The sequence below is a fragment of the Sphingobium cupriresistens genome (assembly GCF_004152865.1).
In the GTDB taxonomy this organism is placed as follows: domain Bacteria; phylum Pseudomonadota; class Alphaproteobacteria; order Sphingomonadales; family Sphingomonadaceae; genus Sphingobium; species Sphingobium cupriresistens.
Window position 1 is genome coordinate 19,627 of the sequence record NZ_SEOO01000006.1, and the last position, 22,804, is coordinate 42,430.

At 65.0% G+C, this 22,804-nt stretch carries 22 protein-coding genes and 1 tRNA gene; 14 read left to right on the top strand and 9 right to left on the bottom strand.

The window, feature by feature from the left end; translation table 11 throughout:
• Positions 1 to 31: 31 nt before the first annotated feature.
• Both EWH12_RS05165 and EWH12_RS05170 read right to left on the bottom strand, forming a co-directional pair.
• Entirely contained in the window at positions 32 to 202 is a 171-nt protein-coding gene (locus EWH12_RS05165; protein WP_066603762.1) for a (2Fe-2S)-binding protein, read from the bottom strand.
• A 60-nt stretch (positions 203 to 262) separates the two neighbouring features.
• Positions 263 to 1,504: a DUF418 domain-containing protein gene (locus tag EWH12_RS05170; protein WP_242495957.1), complete on the bottom strand. Its 1,242-nt coding sequence runs from the start codon at positions 1,502 to 1,504 to the stop codon at positions 263 to 265.
• Between the two features lie 60 nt (positions 1,505 to 1,564).
• On the opposite strand from EWH12_RS05170, the gene EWH12_RS05175 reads away from it, so the two are divergent.
• On the top strand, positions 1,565 to 2,347 hold the full coding sequence (locus EWH12_RS05175) for a methyltransferase domain-containing protein (RefSeq protein WP_066603754.1): 783 nt from the start codon (positions 1,565 to 1,567) through the stop codon (positions 2,345 to 2,347).
• A gap of 139 nt (positions 2,348 to 2,486) precedes the next feature.
• Here the strand turns inward: EWH12_RS05175 and purL are convergent, their stop codons facing one another.
• The gene (gene purL, locus EWH12_RS05180; protein WP_129925927.1) at positions 2,487 to 4,664 is read right to left on the bottom strand and encodes a phosphoribosylformylglycinamidine synthase subunit PurL; all 2,178 of its coding nucleotides are present in this window, start codon (positions 4,662 to 4,664) and stop codon (positions 2,487 to 2,489) included.
• 301 nt (positions 4,665 to 4,965) lie between these two features.
• Positions 4,966 to 5,346, bottom strand: a complete 381-nt coding sequence (locus EWH12_RS05185) for a hypothetical protein (RefSeq protein WP_129925928.1) — start codon at positions 5,344 to 5,346, stop codon at positions 4,966 to 4,968.
• A gap of 202 nt (positions 5,347 to 5,548) precedes the next feature.
• On the opposite strand from EWH12_RS05185, the gene EWH12_RS05190 reads away from it, so the two are divergent.
• From EWH12_RS05190 to queA, 5 genes are all read left to right on the top strand, one after another.
• Positions 5,549 to 5,803 carry an exodeoxyribonuclease VII small subunit gene (locus EWH12_RS05190; protein ID WP_129925929.1) on the top strand — a complete coding sequence of 85 codons (255 nt, stop codon included), beginning with the start codon at positions 5,549 to 5,551 and terminating at the stop codon, positions 5,801 to 5,803.
• A gap of 20 nt (positions 5,804 to 5,823) precedes the next feature.
• A complete protein-coding gene (locus EWH12_RS05195) occupies positions 5,824 to 6,738 on the top strand; it encodes a polyprenyl synthetase family protein (protein WP_129925930.1) in 915 nt (304 codons plus the stop codon).
• Between the two features lie 3 nt (positions 6,739 to 6,741).
• Positions 6,742 to 7,251 (top strand): pantetheine-phosphate adenylyltransferase, encoded by a 510-nt coding sequence (coaD, locus tag EWH12_RS05200; protein ID WP_066603743.1) that lies wholly within the window; start codon positions 6,742 to 6,744, stop codon positions 7,249 to 7,251.
• Between the two features lie 99 nt (positions 7,252 to 7,350).
• On the top strand, positions 7,351 to 8,079 hold the full coding sequence (locus tag EWH12_RS05205) for a peptidylprolyl isomerase (protein WP_066603741.1): 729 nt from the start codon (positions 7,351 to 7,353) through the stop codon (positions 8,077 to 8,079).
• A gap of 25 nt (positions 8,080 to 8,104) precedes the next feature.
• On the top strand, positions 8,105 to 9,145 hold the full coding sequence (gene queA / locus EWH12_RS05210; protein WP_129925931.1) for a tRNA preQ1(34) S-adenosylmethionine ribosyltransferase-isomerase QueA: 1,041 nt from the start codon (positions 8,105 to 8,107) through the stop codon (positions 9,143 to 9,145).
• Here queA and EWH12_RS05215 read toward each other — a convergent pair.
• A complete protein-coding gene (locus EWH12_RS05215) occupies positions 9,142 to 9,324 on the bottom strand; it encodes a hypothetical protein (RefSeq protein WP_129925932.1) in 183 nt (60 codons plus the stop codon). The genes queA and EWH12_RS05215 overlap by 4 nt on opposite strands.
• A gap of 130 nt (positions 9,325 to 9,454) precedes the next feature.
• Positions 9,455 to 10,399 carry a DUF2171 domain-containing protein gene (locus EWH12_RS05220; RefSeq protein WP_129925933.1) on the bottom strand — a complete coding sequence of 315 codons (945 nt, stop codon included), beginning with the start codon at positions 10,397 to 10,399 and terminating at the stop codon, positions 9,455 to 9,457.
• A gap of 237 nt (positions 10,400 to 10,636) precedes the next feature.
• On the opposite strand from EWH12_RS05220, the gene EWH12_RS05225 reads away from it, so the two are divergent.
• From EWH12_RS05225 to EWH12_RS05235, 3 genes are all read left to right on the top strand, one after another.
• Positions 10,637 to 10,712, top strand: a tRNA-Ala gene (locus tag EWH12_RS05225).
• Between the two features lie 66 nt (positions 10,713 to 10,778).
• A complete protein-coding gene (locus EWH12_RS05230) occupies positions 10,779 to 11,564 on the top strand; it encodes an NUDIX hydrolase (protein ID WP_129925934.1) in 786 nt (261 codons plus the stop codon).
• A 3-nt stretch (positions 11,565 to 11,567) separates the two neighbouring features.
• Positions 11,568 to 12,293 (top strand): extensin-like domain-containing protein, encoded by a 726-nt coding sequence (locus tag EWH12_RS05235; protein ID WP_129925935.1) that lies wholly within the window; start codon positions 11,568 to 11,570, stop codon positions 12,291 to 12,293.
• A 3-nt stretch (positions 12,294 to 12,296) separates the two neighbouring features.
• On the opposite strand, the gene trpE is transcribed toward EWH12_RS05235, so the two are convergent.
• Positions 12,297 to 13,820 (bottom strand): anthranilate synthase component I, encoded by a 1,524-nt coding sequence (trpE, locus tag EWH12_RS05240; RefSeq protein ID WP_129925936.1) that lies wholly within the window; start codon positions 13,818 to 13,820, stop codon positions 12,297 to 12,299.
• Position 13,821: 1 nt separating this feature from the next.
• Positions 13,822 to 15,771, bottom strand: a complete 1,950-nt coding sequence (locus tag EWH12_RS05245; RefSeq protein WP_129925937.1) for a peptidylprolyl isomerase — start codon at positions 15,769 to 15,771, stop codon at positions 13,822 to 13,824.
• A gap of 218 nt (positions 15,772 to 15,989) precedes the next feature.
• Here EWH12_RS05245 and tpiA point away from each other — a divergent pair, with 218 nt between their 5' ends.
• From tpiA to EWH12_RS05260, 3 genes are all read left to right on the top strand, one after another.
• A complete protein-coding gene (tpiA, locus tag EWH12_RS05250; RefSeq protein ID WP_066603715.1) occupies positions 15,990 to 16,751 on the top strand; it encodes a triose-phosphate isomerase in 762 nt (253 codons plus the stop codon).
• A gap of 230 nt (positions 16,752 to 16,981) precedes the next feature.
• Positions 16,982 to 17,362 carry a preprotein translocase subunit SecG gene (gene secG / locus EWH12_RS05255; protein ID WP_066603713.1) on the top strand — a complete coding sequence of 127 codons (381 nt, stop codon included), beginning with the start codon at positions 16,982 to 16,984 and terminating at the stop codon, positions 17,360 to 17,362.
• An 89-nt stretch (positions 17,363 to 17,451) separates the two neighbouring features.
• Complete coding sequence (locus tag EWH12_RS05260) at positions 17,452 to 19,083, top strand: CTP synthase (RefSeq protein WP_066603709.1); 1,632 nt, start codon at positions 17,452 to 17,454, stop codon at positions 19,081 to 19,083.
• A gap of 91 nt (positions 19,084 to 19,174) precedes the next feature.
• On the opposite strand, the gene EWH12_RS05265 is transcribed toward EWH12_RS05260, so the two are convergent.
• Positions 19,175 to 20,311, bottom strand: a complete 1,137-nt coding sequence (locus tag EWH12_RS05265) for a PQQ-dependent sugar dehydrogenase (RefSeq protein ID WP_129925938.1) — start codon at positions 20,309 to 20,311, stop codon at positions 19,175 to 19,177.
• 207 nt (positions 20,312 to 20,518) lie between these two features.
• Here EWH12_RS05265 and rimP point away from each other — a divergent pair, with 207 nt between their 5' ends.
• Complete coding sequence (gene rimP, locus EWH12_RS05270) at positions 20,519 to 21,043, top strand: ribosome maturation protein RimP (protein WP_066603706.1); 525 nt, start codon at positions 20,519 to 20,521, stop codon at positions 21,041 to 21,043.
• Between the two features lie 14 nt (positions 21,044 to 21,057).
• Positions 21,058 to 22,632: a transcription termination factor NusA gene (gene nusA, locus EWH12_RS05275; RefSeq protein WP_066603703.1), complete on the top strand. Its 1,575-nt coding sequence runs from the start codon at positions 21,058 to 21,060 to the stop codon at positions 22,630 to 22,632.
• The last annotated feature ends 172 nt before the right edge of the window (positions 22,633 to 22,804 follow it).

Genomic DNA, 22,804 nt, shown 5'->3' on the forward strand with positions numbered 1-22,804 from the left:
GATTGCCGACTGAGGCTGATTCGCAATCCTGTCAGGCCGAGGCGCGTTCGGCCGCGATGATGGTGCGGGCGAAGGAGACGCACTGGCCGCATTTGGGGCGGCGACCATATTGGGCATAGGCGCTGCAGGGCGTGTCCGCCCCGTTGCGCGCGGCTTCCCGCAAGTCCTTTTCACGAATCGCATTACACACGCAGACGACCATCGAAGACACTCTCCTGTTGGAAACAGGGATAGCGTGTCTGATAATGGGTCGCAATAGTAATCAGTCGCTTTTGCGAATCTTTTGCGGTTGGCCGCGGATCAGGCTGCGCCATAGCCATTCGGCCGGACCCAGGGCGAATCGCGCCGCATAGGGTTTCGACCAGGCGAGCATCAGTGTCCAGCCGCCCAGCACGAACAGGGGGAGCGCCGCCGGCGGCACCCGTGCGAAGAGGCCAAGGCCCCAACCGTAGAAGAGCGCGGTCATGACGAGGCTGGTGGCGAGATAGTTGCTGAGCGTCAGCCGTCCGGCGGCGGCCAGGCGATCGACCAGCCAATGGCTGCGATGGCGGGCGAGCAGCCAGAGGATGAGCGCGGCCCAGCCAACCGTCAGCGGAATACGGAAGGGCAGCGACCAGGCGAGCGCGACGCCATAGGCGGGCAGGGGGGCAAAGCCGCTCCAGGCCACCCAGAGCGTCAGCGCGGCCATGGGCGGCAGGCCGATCAGGAAACAATGGCGTGCGGTGCGGCGATATTGCTCCGCGTCCCAGCGACCGGTGAGGAAGCCACCCTTGAGCATCGCCATCCCCAGCAGCATGAAGCCCATGGTTTCGAAGGCGGTGAAGAGGAAACCCCAGAGCCAGTCGCCCGGCAGGCCGGCCAGTTTATGCTGGAGGATGCCGGCAAAGCCGCCGCGATAGGTAGCGATTTCCGCCAATGTGCCGGGGCTGGCGGGATTGGCCAGGGCGGCCATGAAGGCGGCATAGCCATCGCGCGGGGATGCGCCTGCGTCGGGGGCTGCGGCGGCATGGCTCCAGGCGTATAGGCTGGCGATGAAGCTGGCGACCAGCAGGAACTGGAGCAGGAAGAAGAGCAGGGCGCGCTTGACTAGGGCGAAGGGTTCGAGGCCCACGAACAGCAGCGCGAACAGGCTGACCAGCGCATAGACGCGCAATATGTCGCCCCACCACAGCAGGAAGAAATGCGCGCAGCCCAGGACGAACAGCCAGCCCGCGCGGATGATCTGCGCCCGGCGGCCGTCGCGCCCCGCCATCTCCTCCCGGTCGATCAGCAGCAGCATCGACGCGCCGAACAACAGGGCGAACAGACCGCGCATCTTGCCGTCCACCAGGATCAGGCTGATCGCCCAGGCGGCGATGTCCGCAGCGGAGGGCGGTCCCGCCACCGCCGGATTGAAATAAGCGTTTTGCGGCAGGGCGAAGGCGGTGATGTTCATCCACAAGATACCCAGCACGGCGCAACCGCGCAGCACGTCCATGGCGGGGTTGCGGGCGAAGGGGGTCATGAAGCGGCGGTTCCTTGAAAGGACTGGTCAGCCAGTCGAAGCTCTGCCATGCGCCTAGCCATGAACGACCGCTCCAGGCAATGGCGCAAACAACGAATAAGCGACGCCTTCGGCGCGGCGGCGGCGCATTATGACGCCTATGCCGGGCCGCAGCGGCTGGCCGCGAGCCTGGTCGCCGACCTCGCTCAGCGGCAGAAGCCCGATGGGGTGGGGCGCATCCTGGAGATCGGGTGCGGCACCGGATTCCTGACGCGCGCCATTCAGGCGCGCTGGCCCGGCGCGGAACTGGTGGCGACCGACATATCGCCGGGCATGTTGGAGCAGGCGGCGTCGCACGGGTTGGTCGCGGGGCGGTTCATGACGATGGACGGGGAAGCGCCGCCGTTCGAGGGGCCATGGTTCGACCTGATCCTGTCCAGCCTGGCCTTTCAGTGGTTTGACGATCTGGGCGGCGCGATCGCGCGGCTGGCGCGGTTGTTGCGGCCGGGCGGGAGCCTGATCTTTTCGACCATGGGGCGGGGGAGCTTCGCCCGCTGGCGCGCGGCGCATGATGCGTGCGGGCTGGTGGCGGGGGTGCCGGGCTATCCGTCGCTCGATGATCTGCGCGGGCTGCTCGTGGGGCATGACGACGCCTTCGCCTTTGACGAACATTATACGCTGGCGTGCGGCGGCGCGCGCGGGCTGATCGCGCACCTCAAGGGGATCGGCGCGGTGGTGCCGAGCGAAGGGCGCAAGCCGCTGACCCCGCGCGACCTGCGCCGGGTCATGGCAGCGTTTGAAGAGAGGGGCGGTGGTGATGGCTATCAGGTGCTGTTCGCGCGGGTGACGCGGGCTGGGGCATAGCGCTGCGGGGACAGGGCTTACCCTCACTCGTCATTCCCGCGACGGCGGCAATCCATGGCGCCTTCATGCGATCCAGTCGCAGGAGGAGAAGTGAAGCCCCGCCTGCGCGAGGACGACGGGGCTTTGCGAGTTTGGGCGATTAGAGTTCGCTGTCCATCAGGGCTGGGAAGAAGCCTTCATGGGCGGTGCGTAGCGCGTCGAGTGACACGCCGGCGATGCTGGCGCCGCCGGTCGTGCCGATCTTTGACGCGCCTGCAATCTCGACGCTTGCGGGGGCCGTGACGACATAGCGGCCCTGATCTTCGCCAAAAGCGGATGCGGTGGTGAGGGCGATGTCGAGCGTCGCGCCCATTTTGCCGGCCAGCGCCATTTCCGCGATGGTGACCAGCAGGCCGCCGTCGCTGATGTCATGCACGGCATTGACCGTGCCGCTGGCGACCAGCGCGCGCACGGTGTCGGCGCGGGCGCGTTCGGCGGCCAGATCGACCTTGGGCGCGTCGCCTGCTTCGCGACCGGCGATCTCGCGCAGCCAGATGGTCTGGCCCAGATGCGCGCCTTCTTCGCCGATCAGCCAGATCGCGTCGCCTGCATTTTTGAAAGCCACGGTCGCCATCATATCGACGTCGGCCAGCAGGCCGATGCCGCCGATCGCCGGGGTCGGCAGGATCGCGCTCCCGCCGCCGGTCGCCTTGCTCTCATTATAGAGCGAGACGTTGCCGCTCACGATCGGGAAGTCGAGCGCGCGGCAGGCGTCGCCCATGCCCTCCAGGCAGCCGGTCAGCTGCGCCATGATTTCGGGGCGTTGCGGGTTGGCGAAGTTGAGGCAGTTGGTGACCGCGAGCGGCATCGCGCCGACGGCGGACAGGTTGCGATAACATTCGGCGATCGCCTGCTTGCCGCCTTCATAGGGGTCGGCATAGCAATAGCGCGGCGTGCAGTCGGTGCTGATCGCGATGCCCTTGTTCGATCCGTGGACGCGCACGACCGCGGCGTCGCCACCGGGGCGCTGGACGGTGTCGGCGCCGACCATGTGATCATATTGTTCCCAGATCCAGCGGCGGCTGGCGATGTCGGGGCTGCCCATCAGCTTCACAAGGTCCGCGCCGATGTCGGCGCTTTCGGCGATCTCGCCCAGCGGTTCGACCTTCGACCAGATCTTATAGTCGTCCTTCGGCATGGAGGGACGGTCGTAGAGCGGCGCGTCGTCGGCCAGCGGGGCGAGCGGGATGTCGCACACTGTCTCGCCCTTGTGGATCAGCACCATGCGGCCGGTGTCGGTGACATGACCGATGACGGCGAAGTCCAGTTCCCACTTCTGGAAGATCGCTTCGGCGAAAGCCTCGCGGCCGGGCTTCAAGACCATCAACATGCGCTCTTGGCTTTCGGAGAGCATCATTTCATAGGTGGTCATGCCGGTTTCGCGCTGCGGCACGTCGTCCATGTTGAGCTGGATGCCGACGCCGCCCTTCGACGCCATTTCGACGCTGGAGGAGGTGAGGCCGGCTGCGCCCATATCCTGAATGGCGACGATCGCGTCGGACGCCATAAGTTCCAGACAGGCTTCGATCAGCAGCTTTTCGGTGAAAGGGTCGCCGACCTGCACGGTGGGGCGCTTGGCGTCGGCGTCGTCGCCGAAATCGGCGCTCGCCATCGTCGCGCCATGGATACCGTCGCGGCCAGTCTTCGACCCCACATAGACGATCGGGTTCCCGGTGCCGCTGGCGGCGCTGTAGAAAATCTTGTCGGTGTCGGCGACGCCTACGGTCATCGCATTGACCAGGATATTGCCGTCATAGGCGGGGTGGAAATTCACCTCTCCGCCCACGGTCGGCACGCCGACGCAATTGCCATAGCCGCCGATGCCGCGCACTACGCCGCTGATAAGGTGGCGCATCTTGGGATGGTCGGGCCGGCCGAAACGCAGCGCGTTCATGTTCGCGACCGGACGCGCGCCCATGGTGAAGACGTCGCGCAGGATGCCGCCGACGCCCGTCGCCGCGCCCTGATAGGGTTCGATATAGCTGGGATGGTTGTGGCTCTCCATCTTGAAGATCGCCGCCTGTCCGTCACCGATGTCGACCACGCCGGCATTTTCGCCGGGGCCGCAAATCACCTGCGGGCCGGTGGTCGGCAGCTTCATCAGATGGATCTTGGAGGATTTATACGAGCAATGTTCCGACCACATGACCGAGAATATGCCCAGTTCCGTCAGGTTAGGCTCGCGGCCGAGGGCGCTCAGGACGCGGTCATATTCTTCCGGGCTGAGGCCATGCTCGGCGACGACTTCCGGGGTGATCTGGGGGGCGGTGCTGGACATGTGCGCGCCCATAGCGGGGGCGTGGAGGAATCACAATGGCGGCGTGCGTGGATTGGTGGCGATGCGTCGATCGGGCGGGAGCGGGGGATGGGAGGTGGCGCGTTTCGGCTGATGTGATTTTTCGCGCCGAGGCGCAGAGAAGCGAGAGGGTGACGGCTTGCAATGATTGGGGCGCGAAAGGGGGAGGGAAGGTCGGATTGCGAACGCAATGGTCGCAAACCCGCCACTCACTCCAAAAGAAAAAGGCCGGACCTTAGGGGAGGTCCGGCCTTGGTGAAGACAGAAAAAGGCGTGCCCGGTTTTAGACGTGGCAGGCCTGGGCGCCCTTGCCAGGCACGGTGATGGTCACGGCGTCGCCCTGGCCGCTGACTTCGAAGCCATCGGCCGTGTAGGGCTGGCCCGCTTCCGCTGCGACCAGCTTGGTCGGCGATCCACCCTTTTCGGTGCGCAGGTTCGCCGTTTTGTCGTCGGTCATGAAATCGACGAAGATCAGGCTGTTGTCCTTGCAGCGGAACTGCTTGTTGGCCTTGACCGAGGGCGGCAGCTCGACCGGCGCGGCGTTAGCGAGTTCGGCCGCCATGGGATCGGCAGGGCCGCCCACGACTTCGGGTTCGTCATTCTTGTTACAGGCCGACAGCAAAGCCACGCTGGCGACGGCGATAAGGGGGAGATAATATTTCATAGCGATCCTTTTATGTGCATGTGCAACATGGTGCGTCAACGCAAAACTGCGATGTTCCCGCCATGCGCCGTGAAATGACGTCATGACGATAGGATGACGATATGAGGATGAATGGCGAATTGCGGGCGGGTCGCGCCCCTGACCGCCTTTAAATGGCCGACGCGGGCTTGACCGGGGCGGTGGCGGCCGCCAATGCAGGGGCATGGCTGAGGATAATTCCACCCCCGATACCGCAACCTTGTCTTTCGAGGATGCGCTGCGCGCGCTCGAAACGATCGTCCGTCGGCTGGAAAGCGGCGACGTGCCGCTGGACGAGTCGATCTCGCTTTATGCCCAGGGCGAGGAACTGCGCAAGCGCTGCGCCGAGCGATTGCAAGCGGCCGAAGCGCGGATCGCCAAGCTGACGGTCGACACCCATGGCGCGGTGACCGGCGCGCAACCCTTCGGCGCGGACTGACCTTCATGAATGGGGGCGGCATGAACGAGGGACGGAGCGCCTCCGCAGCATCGCTGGTCGCCAGCCGCGCGGCCAGCGTCGCGCAGGACATCGATGCCGCTTTCGACCGGCTGCTCGCGGTGCCCGACGACGCCCGCGCGCGCCTCTATGACGCGATGCGCCATGCGGCGATCGGCGGTGGCAAGCGATTGCGCCCGCTGCTGGTGCAGGCGGCGTGCGACCTGTTCAACATCTCGCGCGATTCGGCCCTGCGCGTCGGCCTCGCGATCGAGTGCATCCATGTCTATTCGCTGATCCACGACGACCTGCCGGCGATGGACAATGACGATATGCGCCGCGGCAAGCCGACGGTGCACAAGGCGTATGACGAAGCAACCGCGATACTGGCGGGCGATTGCCTGCACGACCTGGCGTTCGAGATATTGGCTGACGAGCAGACGCATCCCGATCCGTTCGTGCGGATCGACCTGGTGCGGGCCTTGGCCTTATCGAGCGGCCCGGCCGGCATGGCGGGCGGACAGATGATGGACCTGGAGGCGGAAAAAACCCGCTTCGACCTGGCGACCGTCACGCGGCTCCAAAATCTCAAGACCGGGGCGCTGATCGCTTTCTGCGTGGAGGCCGCCGCGATCATGGCGCGGTTGCCGCATGAGGCGCGCACCGGGCTGCACGGCTACGCCCGCGACATCGGCCTGGCCTTCCAGATCGCCGACGACCTGCTGGACGTCGAGGGCGACGCGGCGCTGGCGGGCAAGGCGCTGGGCAAGGATGCGGCGGCGGGCAAGGAGACGTTCGTGTCGCTGCTGGGCGTGGAGCGCGCGCGCGAACAGGCGCATATGCTGGTCGAACAGGCCAAGGCGCATCTGCGCGGGTCTGGCGCGGAGGCCGACCTGCTGCGCGCCATTGCCGACTATATCGTGGAGAGGGACCGCTAAATCATGAGCAAGCAGCGTATCGGCGTCTATCCGGGCACGTTCGACCCGATCACGCTCGGCCATATGGACATCATCCGGCGCGGCGCGAAGCTGGTCGACAAGCTGGTGATCGGCGTCACCACCAACATCGCCAAATCGCCCATGTTCTCAGATGCGGAACGGCTGGAGATGGTGCGGCGCGAATGCGCGGGCATCGACACGGAGATCGTCGTGACCGGGTTCAATTCGCTGCTGATGGATTTTGCCGAATCGCAGAACGCCAGCGTCATCATTCGCGGCCTGCGGGCCGTTGCCGACTTCGAATATGAATATCAGATGGCGGGCATGAACCAGCAGATCAACGGCCGGATCGAAACCGTCTTCCTGATGGCGGACGTGTCGTTGCAGCCGATCGCGTCGCGACTGGTCAAGGAAATCGCGCTTTATGGCGGGCCGATCCATAAATTCGTCAGCCCGACCGTGCGCGACGAGGTGGCCGCGCGGGTCGAGAAGATCGGGCGCAAGGGCAGCTGAGTTATCCTCTTTCAGCCTGCGTTCAGTTGCCAATCGCGATCAGCGCGCTATCAGGGCGGCTTGCCCCGTCGGCCTAAGAGATCAAGGAAGTCCTACCCCATGCGTTTCACCTGCGCGCTCAAGACCGTTGCGATCGGCGTCGCCCTTACCGCGTCCGGCCTGGCCTATGCCCAGGGCGGCGGTGGTGGCGGCGAGGATGTGAAGAAGGCGGAAGCAGCCGCGCGCGCGCAGGAAAACGCCAAGTCGCTGGATACGAACCTAAAGCCCCAGCTGCCGCCCGCCACCGTGCCGGCCGATCCCCAGAATATCTGGGATCTGGACTTGTCGAGCGGCGGCCGCGTGCGCATTCAATTGCGCCCCGACATCGCGCCGACCCATGTCGAACGGATCAAGGAATTGACGCGCCAGGGCTTTTATAACGGTCTGAAATTCCATCGCGTCATCCCCGGCTTCATGGCGCAGGGGGGCGATCCCAAGGGCGACGGCACGGGCGGATCGACGCTGCCGGACCTGAAGGCCGAGTTCAACCCGATGCCGCATCTGCGCGGCACCGTGTCGATGGCGCGCGCCCAGAGCGAGGACAGCGCCAACAGCCAATTCTTCATCGTACTGCTGCCGCGGATGCAACTGGACAAGAAATATACCGTCTTCGGCCGCGTGATCGAGGGCATCCAATATGTCGACGCGATCGCGCAGGGCGAGCCGCCGGCCAACCCCACCGTGATCCTGCAAGCGTCGATCGAGAGCGACGGCAAGCCGCCGGTGACCGCCCCGGTGGCGCCAGCGCCCGCCGCGCCATCGATCCTGCCCGCTACGCCTGGCCAGTAAGGCGGCGTTCGCGCCGAATGAAGCCATGCGCGTAGAGCTGTTCGATTTCGACCTGCCGCCCGAAAATATCGCGCTGCGGCCCGCGTCGCCGCGCGATAGCGCGCGCCTGTTGCTGGCGCCGGGCAATGGCGCGATGGAAGACCATGTCGTGCGCGACCTGCCCGGCCTGCTGCGCGCGGGCGACGTGCTGGTGTTCAACGACACCAAAGTTATTCCCGCCCAGCTGGAAGGGATGCGCGGCGAGGCGCGGATCGGCGCGACGCTGCACAAAAGGCAGGGATTGCGGCAATGGCAGGCCTTTCTGCGCAACGCAAAGCGGGTGCGGGCGGGCGACCGGATCGATTTCGGGGCGGGCGTGACGGCGATCGCCGGGCCGCGCGACGAGGATGGCGGCGTGACGCTCGACTTCGAGGGCGACGAGCCGGTCGAGATTTTGCTGGAGCGGGCGGGGCGGATGCCGCTGCCACCCTATATCGCCAGCAAGCGTCCGACCGACGAACGCGACCGGAGCGATTACCAGACCATGTTCGCGCGGAAGGATGGGGCGGTCGCCGCGCCCACCGCGGCGCTGCACTTTACGCCCGACTTGATGGCGGCGCTGGACCAGGCGGGCATCACGACCGAGACGCTGACGCTGCATGTCGGGGCCGGCACGTTCCTGCCGGTAAAGGCGGACGATACCGACGACCATCGGATGCACGCCGAATGGGGGCGGATCGACGCGGCGACGGTTGACCGGCTGAATGCGGCGCGAGCGGCGGGCGGGCGGCTGATCGCGGTCGGCACAACATCGCTGCGGTTGCTGGAAAGCGCCGTCGACAAAGATGGGCTGATCCGACCCTTCGCCGACGAAACGCGCATTTTCATCACGCCCGGCTACCGCTTCAAGGCGGTTGACGGACTGATGACCAATTTCCATCTGCCCAAATCGACGCTGTTCATGCTGGTCAGCGCGTTGATGGGGACGGATCGGATGCGGGCCGTCTACGGTCATGCGATCGAGACGGGCTACCGCTTCTATTCCTATGGGGATAGCTCGCTGCTGTTGCCGCAGCGCAGCGTTTAGGCGTTGCGCCTGCGGACGAGATTGACGGCGCCATAACCGATCGCGGCCAACAGGCCGAGCTTGCCGAGAGTTTTCGCAGCGCCCGATGCGGCATAGCCCAATATCGCGCCCTTGACGCCGCTGTCGCCATCCTTGCGGTCGATCACGGCGCCGATGGTGGTGCCGATGAGATTCTTCATGGGGACTCCTTACACTATTGTCTTTCCTCAGCGCGCAGGAGCGACCGAAGTTCCGTGGCGCCGGGTCAATTGCGCCCATGAAAAAGGCCCGGCGCGGTAACCGGGCCTTTTACGTTTTCAACCAGCGGGATTAGCGATAGCGGATGCCGCTATAGCTGCTGCTGCCGGAGGTGCTGCTTGCGGCGCCTTCGCCGGTCCAGCCCCCCTGATCGCGGTCGCGACCGCCGAACAAGGCGTTCTGCTCGCGTTCGGTGCGCCAAGCGTCCTGCGCTTGCTCGGCGGTCTTTTCCAACGTCACCTTGGTCGCGTCGACCGACTTGATCCAGCTTGACGGGATAGAATGGTGAACGCCGCCGGCATCGCTGTCGCTCTTGGTCAGGATGATGCGGTCGCCGCGCAGCTTGTCGACGGTGCCGACATGCTCGCCGTCGCTGCCGACCACCTCATGATGTTCGCGCACCTGCTGTATCGCCTGGCGCTGTTCGCCGCGGCGGTTGCGCCAAGTGCCGAATTCGCTGTTGAAGCGGTCGCGATGTTCGCGCTGATATTCAGCATAGTCGCGGTCCAGTTCATCCACGCGCTGCTGGCGCCAGGCCTGGTAATTGCTGTCATGATGCGCGCCATAATCCTGCTGCGGGCCATAGCCATAGACGCGATTGCCATGGTCTTCACTGCCATAGCCGCTGCGTTCGCCGCTATAGGGGGTGAAGCCGCGGTTCGGCAGATAATCACTGCGGGAGGCCGATGCATAGCCCATGCGGCTCGACTGGTCGCGCGGGTCGCCATAGGGGCGGTTATAATATTCGTCATATTCGCGCCGACGCTCGGCTTCCTCATCGCCGAACCAGCTGCGGACCTCATCCCCGGCGCGGTCGAAGAAACCGCGATCTTCGAAATGATAATCGCTGGGCGGGCGGCGATGGTCGGGACCGCCGAACTGGCCGCGTGTCCCGTAGCGATAGCCGCGATCGTCGGGTCCATAATCGCCTGACCGGCGATAGCGGTCGCCGCCGCGATCCCAGTTGCTGCCATATCGATCATCGCCACCATAGCGGCGTCCGCCTTGGTAACCCATTGTCCTTCTCCTTCTGTTGTGAGCGACACCTGCGCGGCGTCCACGGGAGGTCAATGAGTGGAAAGGGGCATCGTTCCGGGCGTTACGCAGGGGTAATGTCCTGCCTGTCGGGCGCTCTGTCGCGCGCAAATCGCTCCCTTTCCGAACGGCTTGATCCAGAGCAGCCGCACATAAGCATTTTTGTGCAAAAGACGGTTGCATGGGCTAAATCGCTCGCTTATAGGCAGCGCTCCTTCGGGGGCCTTAGCTCAGCTGGGAGAGCGCGTCGTTCGCAATGACGAGGTCAGCGGTTCGATCCCGCTAGGCTCCACCAACCCCTTTCCAGGGTTGAACCGCAAGGACTTTACCGCTGGCGCATGACATGCGTAGAGCGGTTTCCATGACAATTGAAACAGATGCCCGTGAAACGGATATGGGCCGCCCCGCCGCCACGGTTGTCATCGTGCGCGACCGGCATGATGGCCCCCCGGAATTGCTGATGGTGGAGCGCGCGTCGACCATGGCCTTTGCCGCAGGCGCGCTGGTCTTTCCTGGCGGCGCGGTGGACGAGGGCGATCATGCGCTGGCGCACGTAATCGACCATGGGCTGGACCCGGACGAGGCGGCCGGGCGGATCGCCGCCATTCGCGAGACGATCGAGGAAAGCGGGCTGGGGATCGGCTTGACGGGCGCGGTGGACGCGGCTGCCGTCCTGCGGCTGCGTGACGGGTTGCATGACGGGCGGACGATGGGCGCGATGCTGGCGCGGTTGGGGCTGGGCATAGCGCTCGACGCGCTGACGCCCTTTGCGCGCTGGCACCCCGCGCCGTTCGAGCGGGCGCGGCGGGTGTTCGACACGCGATTCTATCTGGCGCGCGCGCCCGAAGGGCAGGTGGCGAGCGTCGATACGACCGAGAATGTGCGCCTGTTCTGGAGCAGCGCGGCGGATACGCTGGCGAAGGCGGATGCGGGTGAGGCACAGGTGATCTTTCCCACTCGCCGCAATCTGGAGCGGCTGGCGCTGCACGCGAATCTTGACGCCCTGGTCGCCCATGCGCTGGCCTATCCGGTGGAGAAGGTGCGGCCATGGCGGGAGCAGCGCGACGGCGAAACCCATCTCTGCATCCCGACCCATCTGGGTTATCCGATCACATCGGAACCGATGCGGCAAGTCCGGCGTGTTTAGGACATGCGCCGACTTCACCTGACCCTGCGCCGCCTTGTCTTGCTGGGCGGCTTTTTGACCCTGATCTTCCTCGCCTACGCCTGGTTGCGGCAAAGGCCGCAGGATCTGCCCTGGACCGGTCTGGACCTGGGGCAGCCGATCGGCTTGTTCACCGGCCGCAAGCTGGCGGCGCTGACCGGCGACCGTGCGCAATGCCGGGCGCTGCTCGACCGGGCCGGGGTGGATTATGTCGCAATGGAGCCGGGCGGGGCGGACCAGTGTCGCTATGCCGATGCGGTGCGGTTGCGACCTGACGGTGATGCGATCGCCCTGGCGCCGGCCGCGGTAGCGCCCTCCTGCCCGGTGGCGGCCGCGCTCAAACTGTGGGAATGGCAGGTGGTGCAACCAGCCGCGCAGCGCATCTATGGCGCGCCGGTGCGCAGCATCCGCCATTTCGGCAGCTATAGCTGTCGGCGCATCTATGGCCGCAGCCGAGGCGATTATAGCGAACATGCCACCGCCGACGCGATCGACGTCGCCGCCTTCGTGCTGAAGGACGGGAGGCAGGTCAGCGTGCTGAACGATTGGAAGGGAACGGAGAAGGACGCGGAATTTCTGCGCGCGGTGCGGGACGGGGCGTGCGGGCTGTTCTCGACCGTGCTGTCGCCCGACTATAACGCCGCGCATCGCGACCATTTCCATCTGGACCAGGCGGAACGGGGTGCGATGGGCGGACGGGCGTGCCGCTGACCTTTACTGGCCGAAGCCGGCTTCCCGCGCCAGCGTCACCGCCTCGCGCGCGGCGGCCAGCAAGGCGCCGCTCTTGGCTTCGCATTCGCGCTGTTCGTATTCGGCGGTCGAATCGGCGACAATGCCGGCGCCCGCCTGGACATGCATGACGCCGTCCTTGAGGACTGCGGTGCGCAGCACGATGCAACTGTCCATATTGCCGTCCGGGCCGAAATAGCCGACCCCGCCGGCGTAAGCGCCGCGCGTTTCCGGCTCCAGTTCGGCGATGATTTCGCAGGCGCGGACCTTGGGCGCGCCCGATACGGTGCCGGCCGGGAAGCCCGCGAACAGGGCGTCGATCGCGTCTTTCTCAGGGGACAGACGGCCCACGACGTTCGAGACGATGTGCATGACGTGGCTGTAAAATTCGACGCTATAGCTGTCGGTCACGGTGACGCTGCCCGCGGTCGCCACACGGCCGACATCATTGCGGCCCAGGTCCAGCAGCATCAGATGCTCGGCCCGTTCCTTGGGATCGGCGAGCAGGCTTTCGCGATTGGCGGCGTCCTCCACGGCGTTCTTGCCGCGGGGGCCGGTGCCGGCGATCGGGCGGATCGTGACTTCGCCGTCGCGGGCGCGGACCAGGATTTCGGGTGAAGAGCCGATCAGCGCGAAGCCGGGCAGGTCGAGATAATAGAGGAAGGGCGATGGGTTGATCCGCCGCAGCGCGCGATAAAGGGCGATCGGGGGCAAGGTGAAGGGGCTGGTGAAACGCTGGGCGATCACCACCTGGAAGATGTCGCCCGCGACGATATAGTCCTTCGCCTTGTCGACCATCTGCGCATAGCGGCCCGGCTCCAATACCGGGGTGACCGTGACATCGGCGATATTTGCCGGGGCGGGGAGCGCGGGCAGGGGCGCGGCGAGGCGGGCGGCGGTGGCGTCGATCCGCTCCAGCGCTTCCTCGATAGCCCGATCCGCGTCGGTAAAGCTGCCCTTCCACACCGGGGCGACCAGATAGAGGGCGTCGGCGAGCCGGTCGAAGACGAGGATCACGGTCGGGCGCACGAACAGCATATCGGGCACGCCGATGGGATTGGCGGCGGGGCGGGGCAGTTTTTCGACCAGCCCGACCGTCTCATAACCGAAATAGCCGACAAGGCAGGCGAGCGCGGCGGGCAGGGCGGGGTCCATCGCGGCGCGACATTCGGCCACCAGTGCGCGCAGCGCATCGAGCGCGCCGGCGGTTTCGGGCACGAAAGCATCGCGATCGGTCGCCCATTGGCGGTTGATTTCGGCATCCTGGCCGTTGGCGCGGAAGACGAGGTCGGGAGCGAGGCCGATCAGGCTGTGGCGGCCGCGCACCGCGCCGCCCTCCACCGATTCCAGCAGATAATCGCCGCGATCGGGCTCGAACAGTTTGAGCGCGGCGGAGATGGGCGTGTCGGTGTCGGCGATCTGCCGCCGCCACACCAGCGCCGATTCGTCACGCAAAAGCGCCGCGCGCGCAGTCTCTACGCCGTCTGCCGTCCCGCCGATCGCCGCCATCTTACTGCTCGCCGCTATTGGTGGCGGCCAGCGCGCTGCGGACCTGCTCCACCGCCTTGGCATTGCGGGTGACGCCCAGTTCCTTTTCGATCGCGCGTTCGAATTGCTGCCCATATTCCTGGCCGACCACATCGGCGAGCTGGGTGCGGACCTGGTTCAGCAAGGCAGGCTGGTTCTTGGCGTCGCCGCGCTCGATCTTGTTTAGCTGGACGACGAAATAGCCGCGGTCCTGGCCGATCGGCAGCGTCTTTACGGTGTTCGCGGCCATCGAAAATAGGATCGCGACTTCGGCCGGGGGACGCTGTTCACCACGCATGATATCGGCGCGGCGGCCGCCCAGCGTTTGCGGGGCGGGCAGCTTGACGCCGGCCTGGGCGATGGCGTCGGCCAGCTTTGCGCCCTTGGCGACCTTCGCCTGGATCTGCTCGGCCAGCGCCTTCGCCTTCAGGTTGCCGGCATTCAGCTTATATTGCGCGAGCACCAGTTGCTTGACTTCGGCCAGTGGCGGCGGCGCGGCGGTGGTGATCTCGCCCGGCGCGGCGAGCGCATAACGCTTGTCCGCGGTGATCGGGATCAACTGCGCATCGTCGTCCGCGCTCATCGCGAAGACGGGGGCGAGCAGCGGCTGGATGTCGGCCGGGGCGGCATAGGCCTGGTCCTTCACCTGCTTGCCGGTAGCCAGCAGGGGCGGGCTGGTTTCCAGCTTCAGGCCATTATCCTTCGCCACTTCCTCGAAGCTGTCGCCATTGGCGATCGCATCCTCAATCTTGCCGGTGAAGTCGGACAAGAGCTGCTTTTCCTTCTGCGCGCGCAGCGCCGTGACGATCTCGCCGCGCACCGCGTCCAGCGTGCGGGAAGGGGTTTCCTTCGTCGCGGTAACGCGCAGCAGCAGCCAGCCGAGCGATCCGCGCACCGGACCGATCAGGTCACCTTGCTTGCCAGCGAACACGGCGTCGGCGACGCCCTTGCCCGCCGTGGCGGTCAGCGCTTCGCGGCTCTGGTCGGCCAGGGTCGATACGGCGAGGCCAGCGCCCTGGGCTGCGGCGGCGAGCGTCTTGCCGCCCTTCACCTGATCGGCGATCGCCTTGGCGCCCGCCTGCGTCGGCAGCACGAGCTGCTCGACGCTGCGGCTTTGCCTGGCGGCGTAGGCGGCCTTGTTCTGGTTGTAGCTGGCGCTGATCTCAGCCTCGGTCGGCTGGGCCGCCTGGGCGAAACGCTCGGCATCGACCACGGCGTAGCGGATGCGACGCTGTTCGGGGATGGTGAAGCGGCTGGCGTTCTTCTTGTAATAGTCGGCCAGTTGCGCGTCGGTCGGATTCTTGTCGTCGAGGAAGGCGACCGCCGGGATCGCCGCGACCGTGCCCTGGCGCGCTTCGAGCAGCAGCGAGGCGTAGGGCAGGACCATGCTGTCGGTCAGCTTCACGCCCAGGCCCACCGGGGCGAGCAGGTGGCGTTGGAGGATTTCGCGGCTGATGTCATCCCGCAGCGCCTGTTCGGTCAGCCGTTCGCGCACCAGAAGGGCGCGGAAATTGTCGTTGCTGAAATTGCCGGCGGCGTCCTGAAAGGCGGGGATTTGCGCGATCTGCGCGTCGACCAGCCGCTTGGAGATATGCACGCCCTGATCGTCGGCGAACGCCTTGAGCGTCAGGGACGCCACCAACTGGTCGAACACTTGGCGCGCGCCGCCCTGCTCGAAGAAATCGCCGATCTGGAGGCCGGGATTGGTGCGGCGCGCATTTTCGAACACGCGCTGCACCCGATCCTGCAATTCCGTTTCCGTGAGCTTGTAGCCGTCCGCCTTGGCCGCAGTCGCGCCGCCCCCCAGTGGGCTGCCGTAATTGCCGCTGGTGACGTCCCCCAGGATGAAGGCCGCAGCGATCACCCCCAGGAAAAGGATGGCGAAAAGCGCGCCGAATTTGGATCGGATGAAGCTGCGAAAGACAGAAAGCATGGGGGTTCCAGAACTACGGGCGTTATGGCGGCCCGCTTTAGGCGCGGATGCGCGCGGCGGCAAGGCTTGGACTGGACAAATGCGCGAGCGCCGTTCATCGCCTTATACCTGTGCCGGGACGATCCAAGGAGGCGCGGTCTGAAAGGCCTTTGGCCTGAAAGACCGTCGGGGATCGGCCGGGCGCATCGTGCGGCAATAATCACAAGGGACCAAGATTGATGGACAGGCGCAAGCTGGTTGTCGGCAACTGGAAGATGAACGGCCTGATGGCGCAATTGGGCGAGGTAGCGGCGATCGGCGCGCTGGCGGCCGATCATGGCGATGTGGAAGTGGGCCTGTGCCTGCCCGCGACGTTGATCGCGGCGGCCGACGGGCAGAAGGGCGGGGCCTTCATCGGCGCGCAGGATTGCCACATGCAGGGCAACGGCGCGCATACCGGCTGCCTGTCGGCGGCGATGCTGGCCGAGGCCGGCGCCAGCTGGACCATCGTGGGCCATAGCGAGCGGCGGCAGGACCAGGGTGAAAGCGACGCGGATGTCGCGGCCAAGGCGATGGCGGCCAGGGCAGCCGGATTGAACGTCATATTGTGCGTGGGCGAAAGCCTGGACGTGCGCGATGCGGGCGATGCGGAAGCGGTGGTTTCGGCGCAATTGCTGGCATCCTTGCCGGACGGCGCCTCGGCCGATTGGCTGGCGGTCGCTTATGAACCCATTTGGGCGATCGGCACCGGGCGCATCCCGACGATGGAGGCGGTCGCCACCATGCACGCCGCGTTGCGCGCCGCTTTGGCCAGCCGCATCGGCGGCGAAGCGGGTGCGATGCGGATACTTTACGGCGGGTCGATGAACGGCGAGAATGCCGCCGAACTGCTGGGAATCGCCGATGTAGACGGCGGGCTGGTGGGAGGCGCTAGCCTGACCGCGGCGAAATTCGCCCCGATCGTGGCGGCGGCGGACGGCAATTTGGCCGTGGCGGCTTGAGCGAAGGCCCAGCGATTTTTTCCATTCGGTCTGGGTGAAGTCGAAGCCTTTTACTGAGCGGAGCGAAGTGACTTCGCTCCGCTCAGTCGTGCCCTTCGACTTCGCTCAGGGCGATCGGTGAAAGAGTTTCGTGGAAGAGGACGAAGGTCGCACCCCTCATAGGTTGCCCCCACGACGCTTCGTCGCTATGTGCGCGCCAACGCATCCTATAGTACCGGACACCCCGTCGCATGTTCACCTTCCTTCTCGTCGTGCAGGCCATCATCGCGGCCCTGTTGGTCGCCGTCATCCTGATGCAGAAGTCGGAAGGCGGGGGCCTTGGCGTAGGCGGCAGCCCGGCGGGCCTGATGTCGGCGCGCGGCGCGGCGGATTTCCTGACCCGGTCGACCACGGTGCTGGCGACGATCTTCGTTACCCTGTCGATCGTCATGGCGGTGATCGCATCGGTGCGTCATGCGCCCAGCGACATCGACACATCGCTGGTCAAGCAGGCTCCGGCGACGCAGAACGCCCCGGCCCCCGCCGGTAACGCCGATCCGCTGGCGGGCGTCGCCAGCAATGCGGCGTCCTCGACTCCGGCGGCCAATGGCGCGGTTCCGCTCGCCAACTAAACCTTTCACCGATCTTTCGATCTTTTTTTAGCGTGCGTGGATTCGCGCGCTTGCCCTTTGTTGTTCCGAAAGGCTAAGCCTCTCCTCCCATGACGCGGTATATTTTCATCACCGGCGGCGTGGTCTCCTCGCTTGGCAAGGGCCTGATGGCCGCTTCGCTTGCAGCGCTGCTGCAGGCGCGAGGTTTCCGTGTGCGAATCCGAAAATTCGACCCCTATCTCAACGTCGATCCGGGCACGATGAGCCCGTATCAGCATGGCGAAGTCTATGTGACCGACGACGGGGCGGAAACCGACCTGGACCTTGGCCATTATGAGCGCTTTACCGGCGTTTCCGCGCGCCAGAGCGACAATGTGACGCAGGGCCGCGTGTACCAGACGATCATCCAGCGCGAGCGGCGCGGCGATTATCTGGGCGCGACGGTGCAGGTCATTCCGCACGTGACCGACGAGATCAAGGCGTTCGCGCTGGCCGACACCGACGATATCGATTTCGTGCTGTGCGAGATTGGCGGCACGGTGGGCGACATCGAATCGCTGCCCTTCATGGAAGCGATTCGCCAGCTCCATAACGACTTGGATCGCGGCCAGTCGATCTTCGTTCATGTGACGCTGGTGCCGTACATTGCGGCCGCGGGCGAGTTGAAAACCAAGCCGACCCAGCGCAGCGTGCGCGACCTGACCTCGCTGGGCATCCAGCCCGACATATTGCTGTGCCGCTGCGAGCATCCGCTGCCCGACAGCGAGCGCCAGAAGATTGCGCTGTTCTGCAACGTGCGTCCCGAAGCGGTCATTCCCGCGCTCGACGCCAGCAGCATCTACGCCGTGCCGCATCAATATCATGCCGAAGGGCTGGACGCGGAAGTGCTGCGCGCCTTTGGCATCAAGGATGCGCCCACGCCCCAGATGGCCCGCTGGGACGACATCATGGATCGCCAGCAGAACCCCGAAGGCGAAGTGACGATCGGCGTGGTTGGCAAATATGTCGGCCTGCTAGACGCCTATAAGTCGCTCTATGAAGCGCTCAACCATGGCGGCCTGGCCAACCGGGTGAAGGTGAAGGTCAAGTGGATCGACGCTGAACTGTTCGAGAAGGGCGACGACATCGTCGCGAGCCTGGAGCCGATGCACGGCATCCTGGTGCCGGGCGGCTTTGGCGTGCGCGGGTCGGAAGGCAAGATCGCCAGCGTCAAATTCGCGCGCGAACGCAATGTGCCCTTCTTCGGCATTTGCCTGGGGATGCAGATGGCCTGCATAGAGGGAGCGCGGAACACCGCGGGCATTGCGGCGGCCTCCACTACCGAATTTGGCGATACATCCGAGCCGGTCGTCGGCCTCATCACCGAATGGATGAGCACCGAAGGCCTGCAGAAGCGCACCGCCGACACCGACCTGGGCGGCACGATGCGGCTGGGCGCCTATCCGGCTAAGCTGACCGGCAATAGCGTTGTGGCGGGCATATACGGCGCCAACGACATTAGCGAGCGGCACCGGCATCGCTATGAGGTCAATGCCGGCTATCGCGAACCGTTGGAAAAGGGCGGCCTGATCTTTTCCGGCATGTCGCCCGACGGCACGCTGCCCGAAATCGTCGAGCGGCCCGACCATCCCTGGTTCGTGGGCGTGCAGTTCCACCCGGAATTGAAGTCCAAGCCGTTCGACCCGCATCCCCTCTTCGCCAGCTTCATCGAAGCGGCGGTCAAGCAGAGCCGGTTGGTGTAAACAAAGGCGGGGCCGGAGTGGCGTCGGATACGGAAATCTTCATCCTGTTCACCCCCATCAAGTGACGGGATGGACTATCAAATGGTCCAAATCAAAATGCCGCCGGCGTCAGTTTCAGCATCCGGCCCTGCGATCCGTCGCCGCCATCCTCCAGCAGCCAGAGCGCGCCATCAGGCCCTTGCTCCACCTCGCGGATGCGGGCGCCCATATCCCACTGGTCGGCCTTTTGCGCCTTGTCGCCGTCCAGCTTCACCCGGACCAGGCTCTGGCTCGACAGGCCGCCGATGAACAGCGATCCCTGCCATTGCGGGAAGAGGTCGCCCGAATAATAGAGCAGGCCGCCGGGCGAGATAACGGGGTTCCAACTGACTTTCGGGGCTTCATACCCGTCGCCCGGCGCATGGTCGGGAATGTCGCGGCCGTCATAATGGCTGCCGTTCGACGCCTTGGGATAGCCATAGTTGAGGCCGGGCTTTATGAGGTTCACTTCGTCGCCGCCCTTCGGCCCCATTTCCTGTTCCCACAAGCGGCCGTCCTTGTCGAAGGCGAGGCCCAGCAGGTTGCGATGGCCGTAGGACCAGATGGCCGGGTTGAAGCCCTGGGCCGCGAGGGGATTATTCGCCGCGGGCGTGCCGTCGAGGTTCAGGCGCAGGACTTTGCCCAGCGTTGCCTTGGGGTCTTGCGCGGGATCGAATTTCTGCCGCTCGCCATTGGTGAAGAAAAGATATTTTCCGTCCGGCGAGAAAGCGATGCGGCCGGAATAGTGGCCGTTGCCATCGACATAGGGGCTGGCACGGAAGAGGACGGTTACGCCGTCCAGCTTCGTCGCGCCGTCGCTGGCTTGCGCGAAAATGCCCTTCGCCAGCGCCACGCCCTTCACCCCGTCGCGCTCTTCGGAGAAGCTGAAATAAACAGCCTTGTCTTTGGCGAAGGTCGGTGAGGGCGCTACGTCCATCAATGCGCCTTGGCCTGCGCTGTCCACTTTAGGGATGCCAGCGATCGGGATTTTGGTGCCGTTCTTGGGATCGAACAGGATCATCTCGCCCTTCTTCTCCGTCACCAGGGCGCGGCCGTCGGGCAGGAAGGTCATGGCCCAGGGCGAATCGAAATCGGCGATGACGGAGGTCCTGAAGGGCTTGTCCGCCGTGGCGGTCGTCTGGCTGTTGGCCCCTTCGCCCGAACAGGCGATCAGGATGAGGGGAAGGGCGAAGGCGATCGGGTGGCGCATCAGTGTCTCCGGCGGTTCGGGCGGTCGAAGCGTGTATCTTGGCTGCTAGAATGAGCGACAACGAATAATGTTGCAGATTTCCCCTGCTACGCCTATATCGCTCTTGCTTCCTTACATCGTTACACATGTCAGGGTCGCAAGCGAAACGCTTGCGGCGCTTCTAGGTCTGCGACATGGGGAAGCGCGCATAGAGTTTCTGGAGATTGCATGGCGGACATCGCCCTATTGACTGCGCTGATCGAACCGGAGGTGAAGGCCCTGGGCTTCGATCTCGTGCGGATCAAGCTGTTCGGGTCGGGCGACGAGCATACGTTGCAGATCATGGCCGAAGACCCCAAGACCAAGCAATTGGTCATCGAGGATTGCGCTGCCATTTCGCGTCGTATTTCCGACGTGATGGACGAGGCCGATCCGATCGAGGAAGCTTATCGGCTGGAAGTCAGCTCGCCGGGCATCGACCGGCCGTTGACCCGGTTGCACGACTTTATCGAATGGGCCGGCCATGAAGCCAAGATCACCGCGACGGAAATCGTCGATGGGCGCAAGAGTTTCCGTGGTGTCCTGAACGGGGTCGAAGGCGACAATATCCTGTTTACCGACGCGAAGAGTGGCGACGTCGTCATTCCTTTCGCGCTGGTCAGCGACGCGAAGCTGCTGCTGACCGACGCGCTCCTTTCTGCTACAATGCCGCTTTCCTCCGATGGGGCGGATGATTTTGAAACCGAAGAATAAGGGTTCATAAAGCCATGGCCAACGCCATTTCCGCCAATCGGGCCGAACTGATCGCGATCGCCAACAGCGTCGCATCCGAAAAGATGATCGACAAGGCGATCGTCATCGAAGCGATGGAAGACGCGATCCAGCGCGCCGCCCGCGCGCGCTATGGCGCCGAAAACGACATCCGTGCCAAGCTGGACCCGGAAACCGGCGACCTGCGCCTGTGGCGCGTCGTCGAGGTGGTCGAACTGGTCGAGGATTATTTCAAGCAGGTCGATTTGAAGGCCGGGCAAAAGCTGAAAAAGGATGCCGTGATCGGCGACTTCATCGTCGATCCGCTGCCCGCGATCGACCTGGGCCGCATCGACGCCCAGTCGGCCAAGCAGGTTATCTTCCAGAAGGTCCGCGACGCCGAGCGTGAGCGCCAGCATGAAGAGTTCAAGGACCGCGTGGGTGAGATCATCACCGGCGTCGTCAAGTCGGTCGAATTCGGCCATGTCGTCGTCAATCTGGGCCGCGCCGAAGGCGTGATCCGCCGTGACCAGCAGATTCCGCGCGAAGTCGTTCGCGTCGGCGATCGCATCCGTTCGGTCGTGCTGAACGTGCGCCGCGAAAATCGCGGGCCGCAGATTTTCCTGAGCCGCGCGCATCCTGAATTCATGAAGAAGCTGTTCGCGCAGGAAGTGCCGGAAATCTACGACGGCGTCATCACCATCATGGCCGCCGCCCGCGATCCGGGCAGCCGCGCCAAGATCGGCGTCATCAGCCGCGATTCGAGCATCGACCCGGTCGGCGCCTGCGTCGGCATGAAGGGCAGCCGCGTGCAGGCCGTCGTGCAGGAAATGCAGGGCGAAAAGATCGACATCATCCCCTGGTCGGAAGATACCGCGACCTTCGTCGTCAATGCGTTGCAGCCGGCCCAGGTCAGCCGCGTCGTCATCGATGAAGAAGAAGAGCGTATCGAAGTCGTCGTCCCCGACGATCAGTTGTCGCTCGCCATCGGCCGTCGCGGCCAGAATGTCCGCCTCGCCAGCCAGCTGACCGGCAAGGCGATCGACATCATGACCGAAGCCGACGCCAGCGAGAAGCGCCAGAAGGAATTCGTCAGCCGCTCCGAACTGTTCCAGAACGAACTGGACGTGGACGAGACGCTGTCGCAGTTGCTGGTCGCCGAAGGCTTTGGCGAGCTGGAAGAGGTCGCCTATGTCGAGATCGACGAACTGGCGGCGATCGAAGGCTTTGACGACGAGCTGGCCGCCGAGTTGCAGAACCGCGCGCTTGAAGCGCTGGAGCGCCGCGAGGCCGCTGCCCGCGAGGAACGCACCAATCTGGGCGTCGAGGACGCGCTGGCCGAGATGCCGCATCTGACCGAAGCCATGCTGGTCACGCTGGGCAAGGCGGGCGTCAAGACGCTCGACGACCTGGCCGACCTGGCCACCGACGAACTGGTGCAGAAGAAGCGCGTCGACCAGCGTCGCCGCAAATCGGATAGCGGCGCCGAGGACAAGGGCGGCATATTGGCGGCCTATGGCCTGTCGGACGAGCAGGGCAATGAGATCATCATGGCCGCCCGCGCCCATTGGTTCGAAGACGAGGAAGCCTGAGCCTTCATGTCTTTTATCGACACCCGCCCGGCCGGCCACGCGATCATCGCCGACGCCACCCGGTCGCTCATTGAGCGGCCGGAAGGGCCGGCGGCTGTCCGTTCCGCTTCTCTAGCAAGGGAGGACGCCCATGTTGCGGACACTCCCCGATGAGAGAATAGCGCTTCTCGAC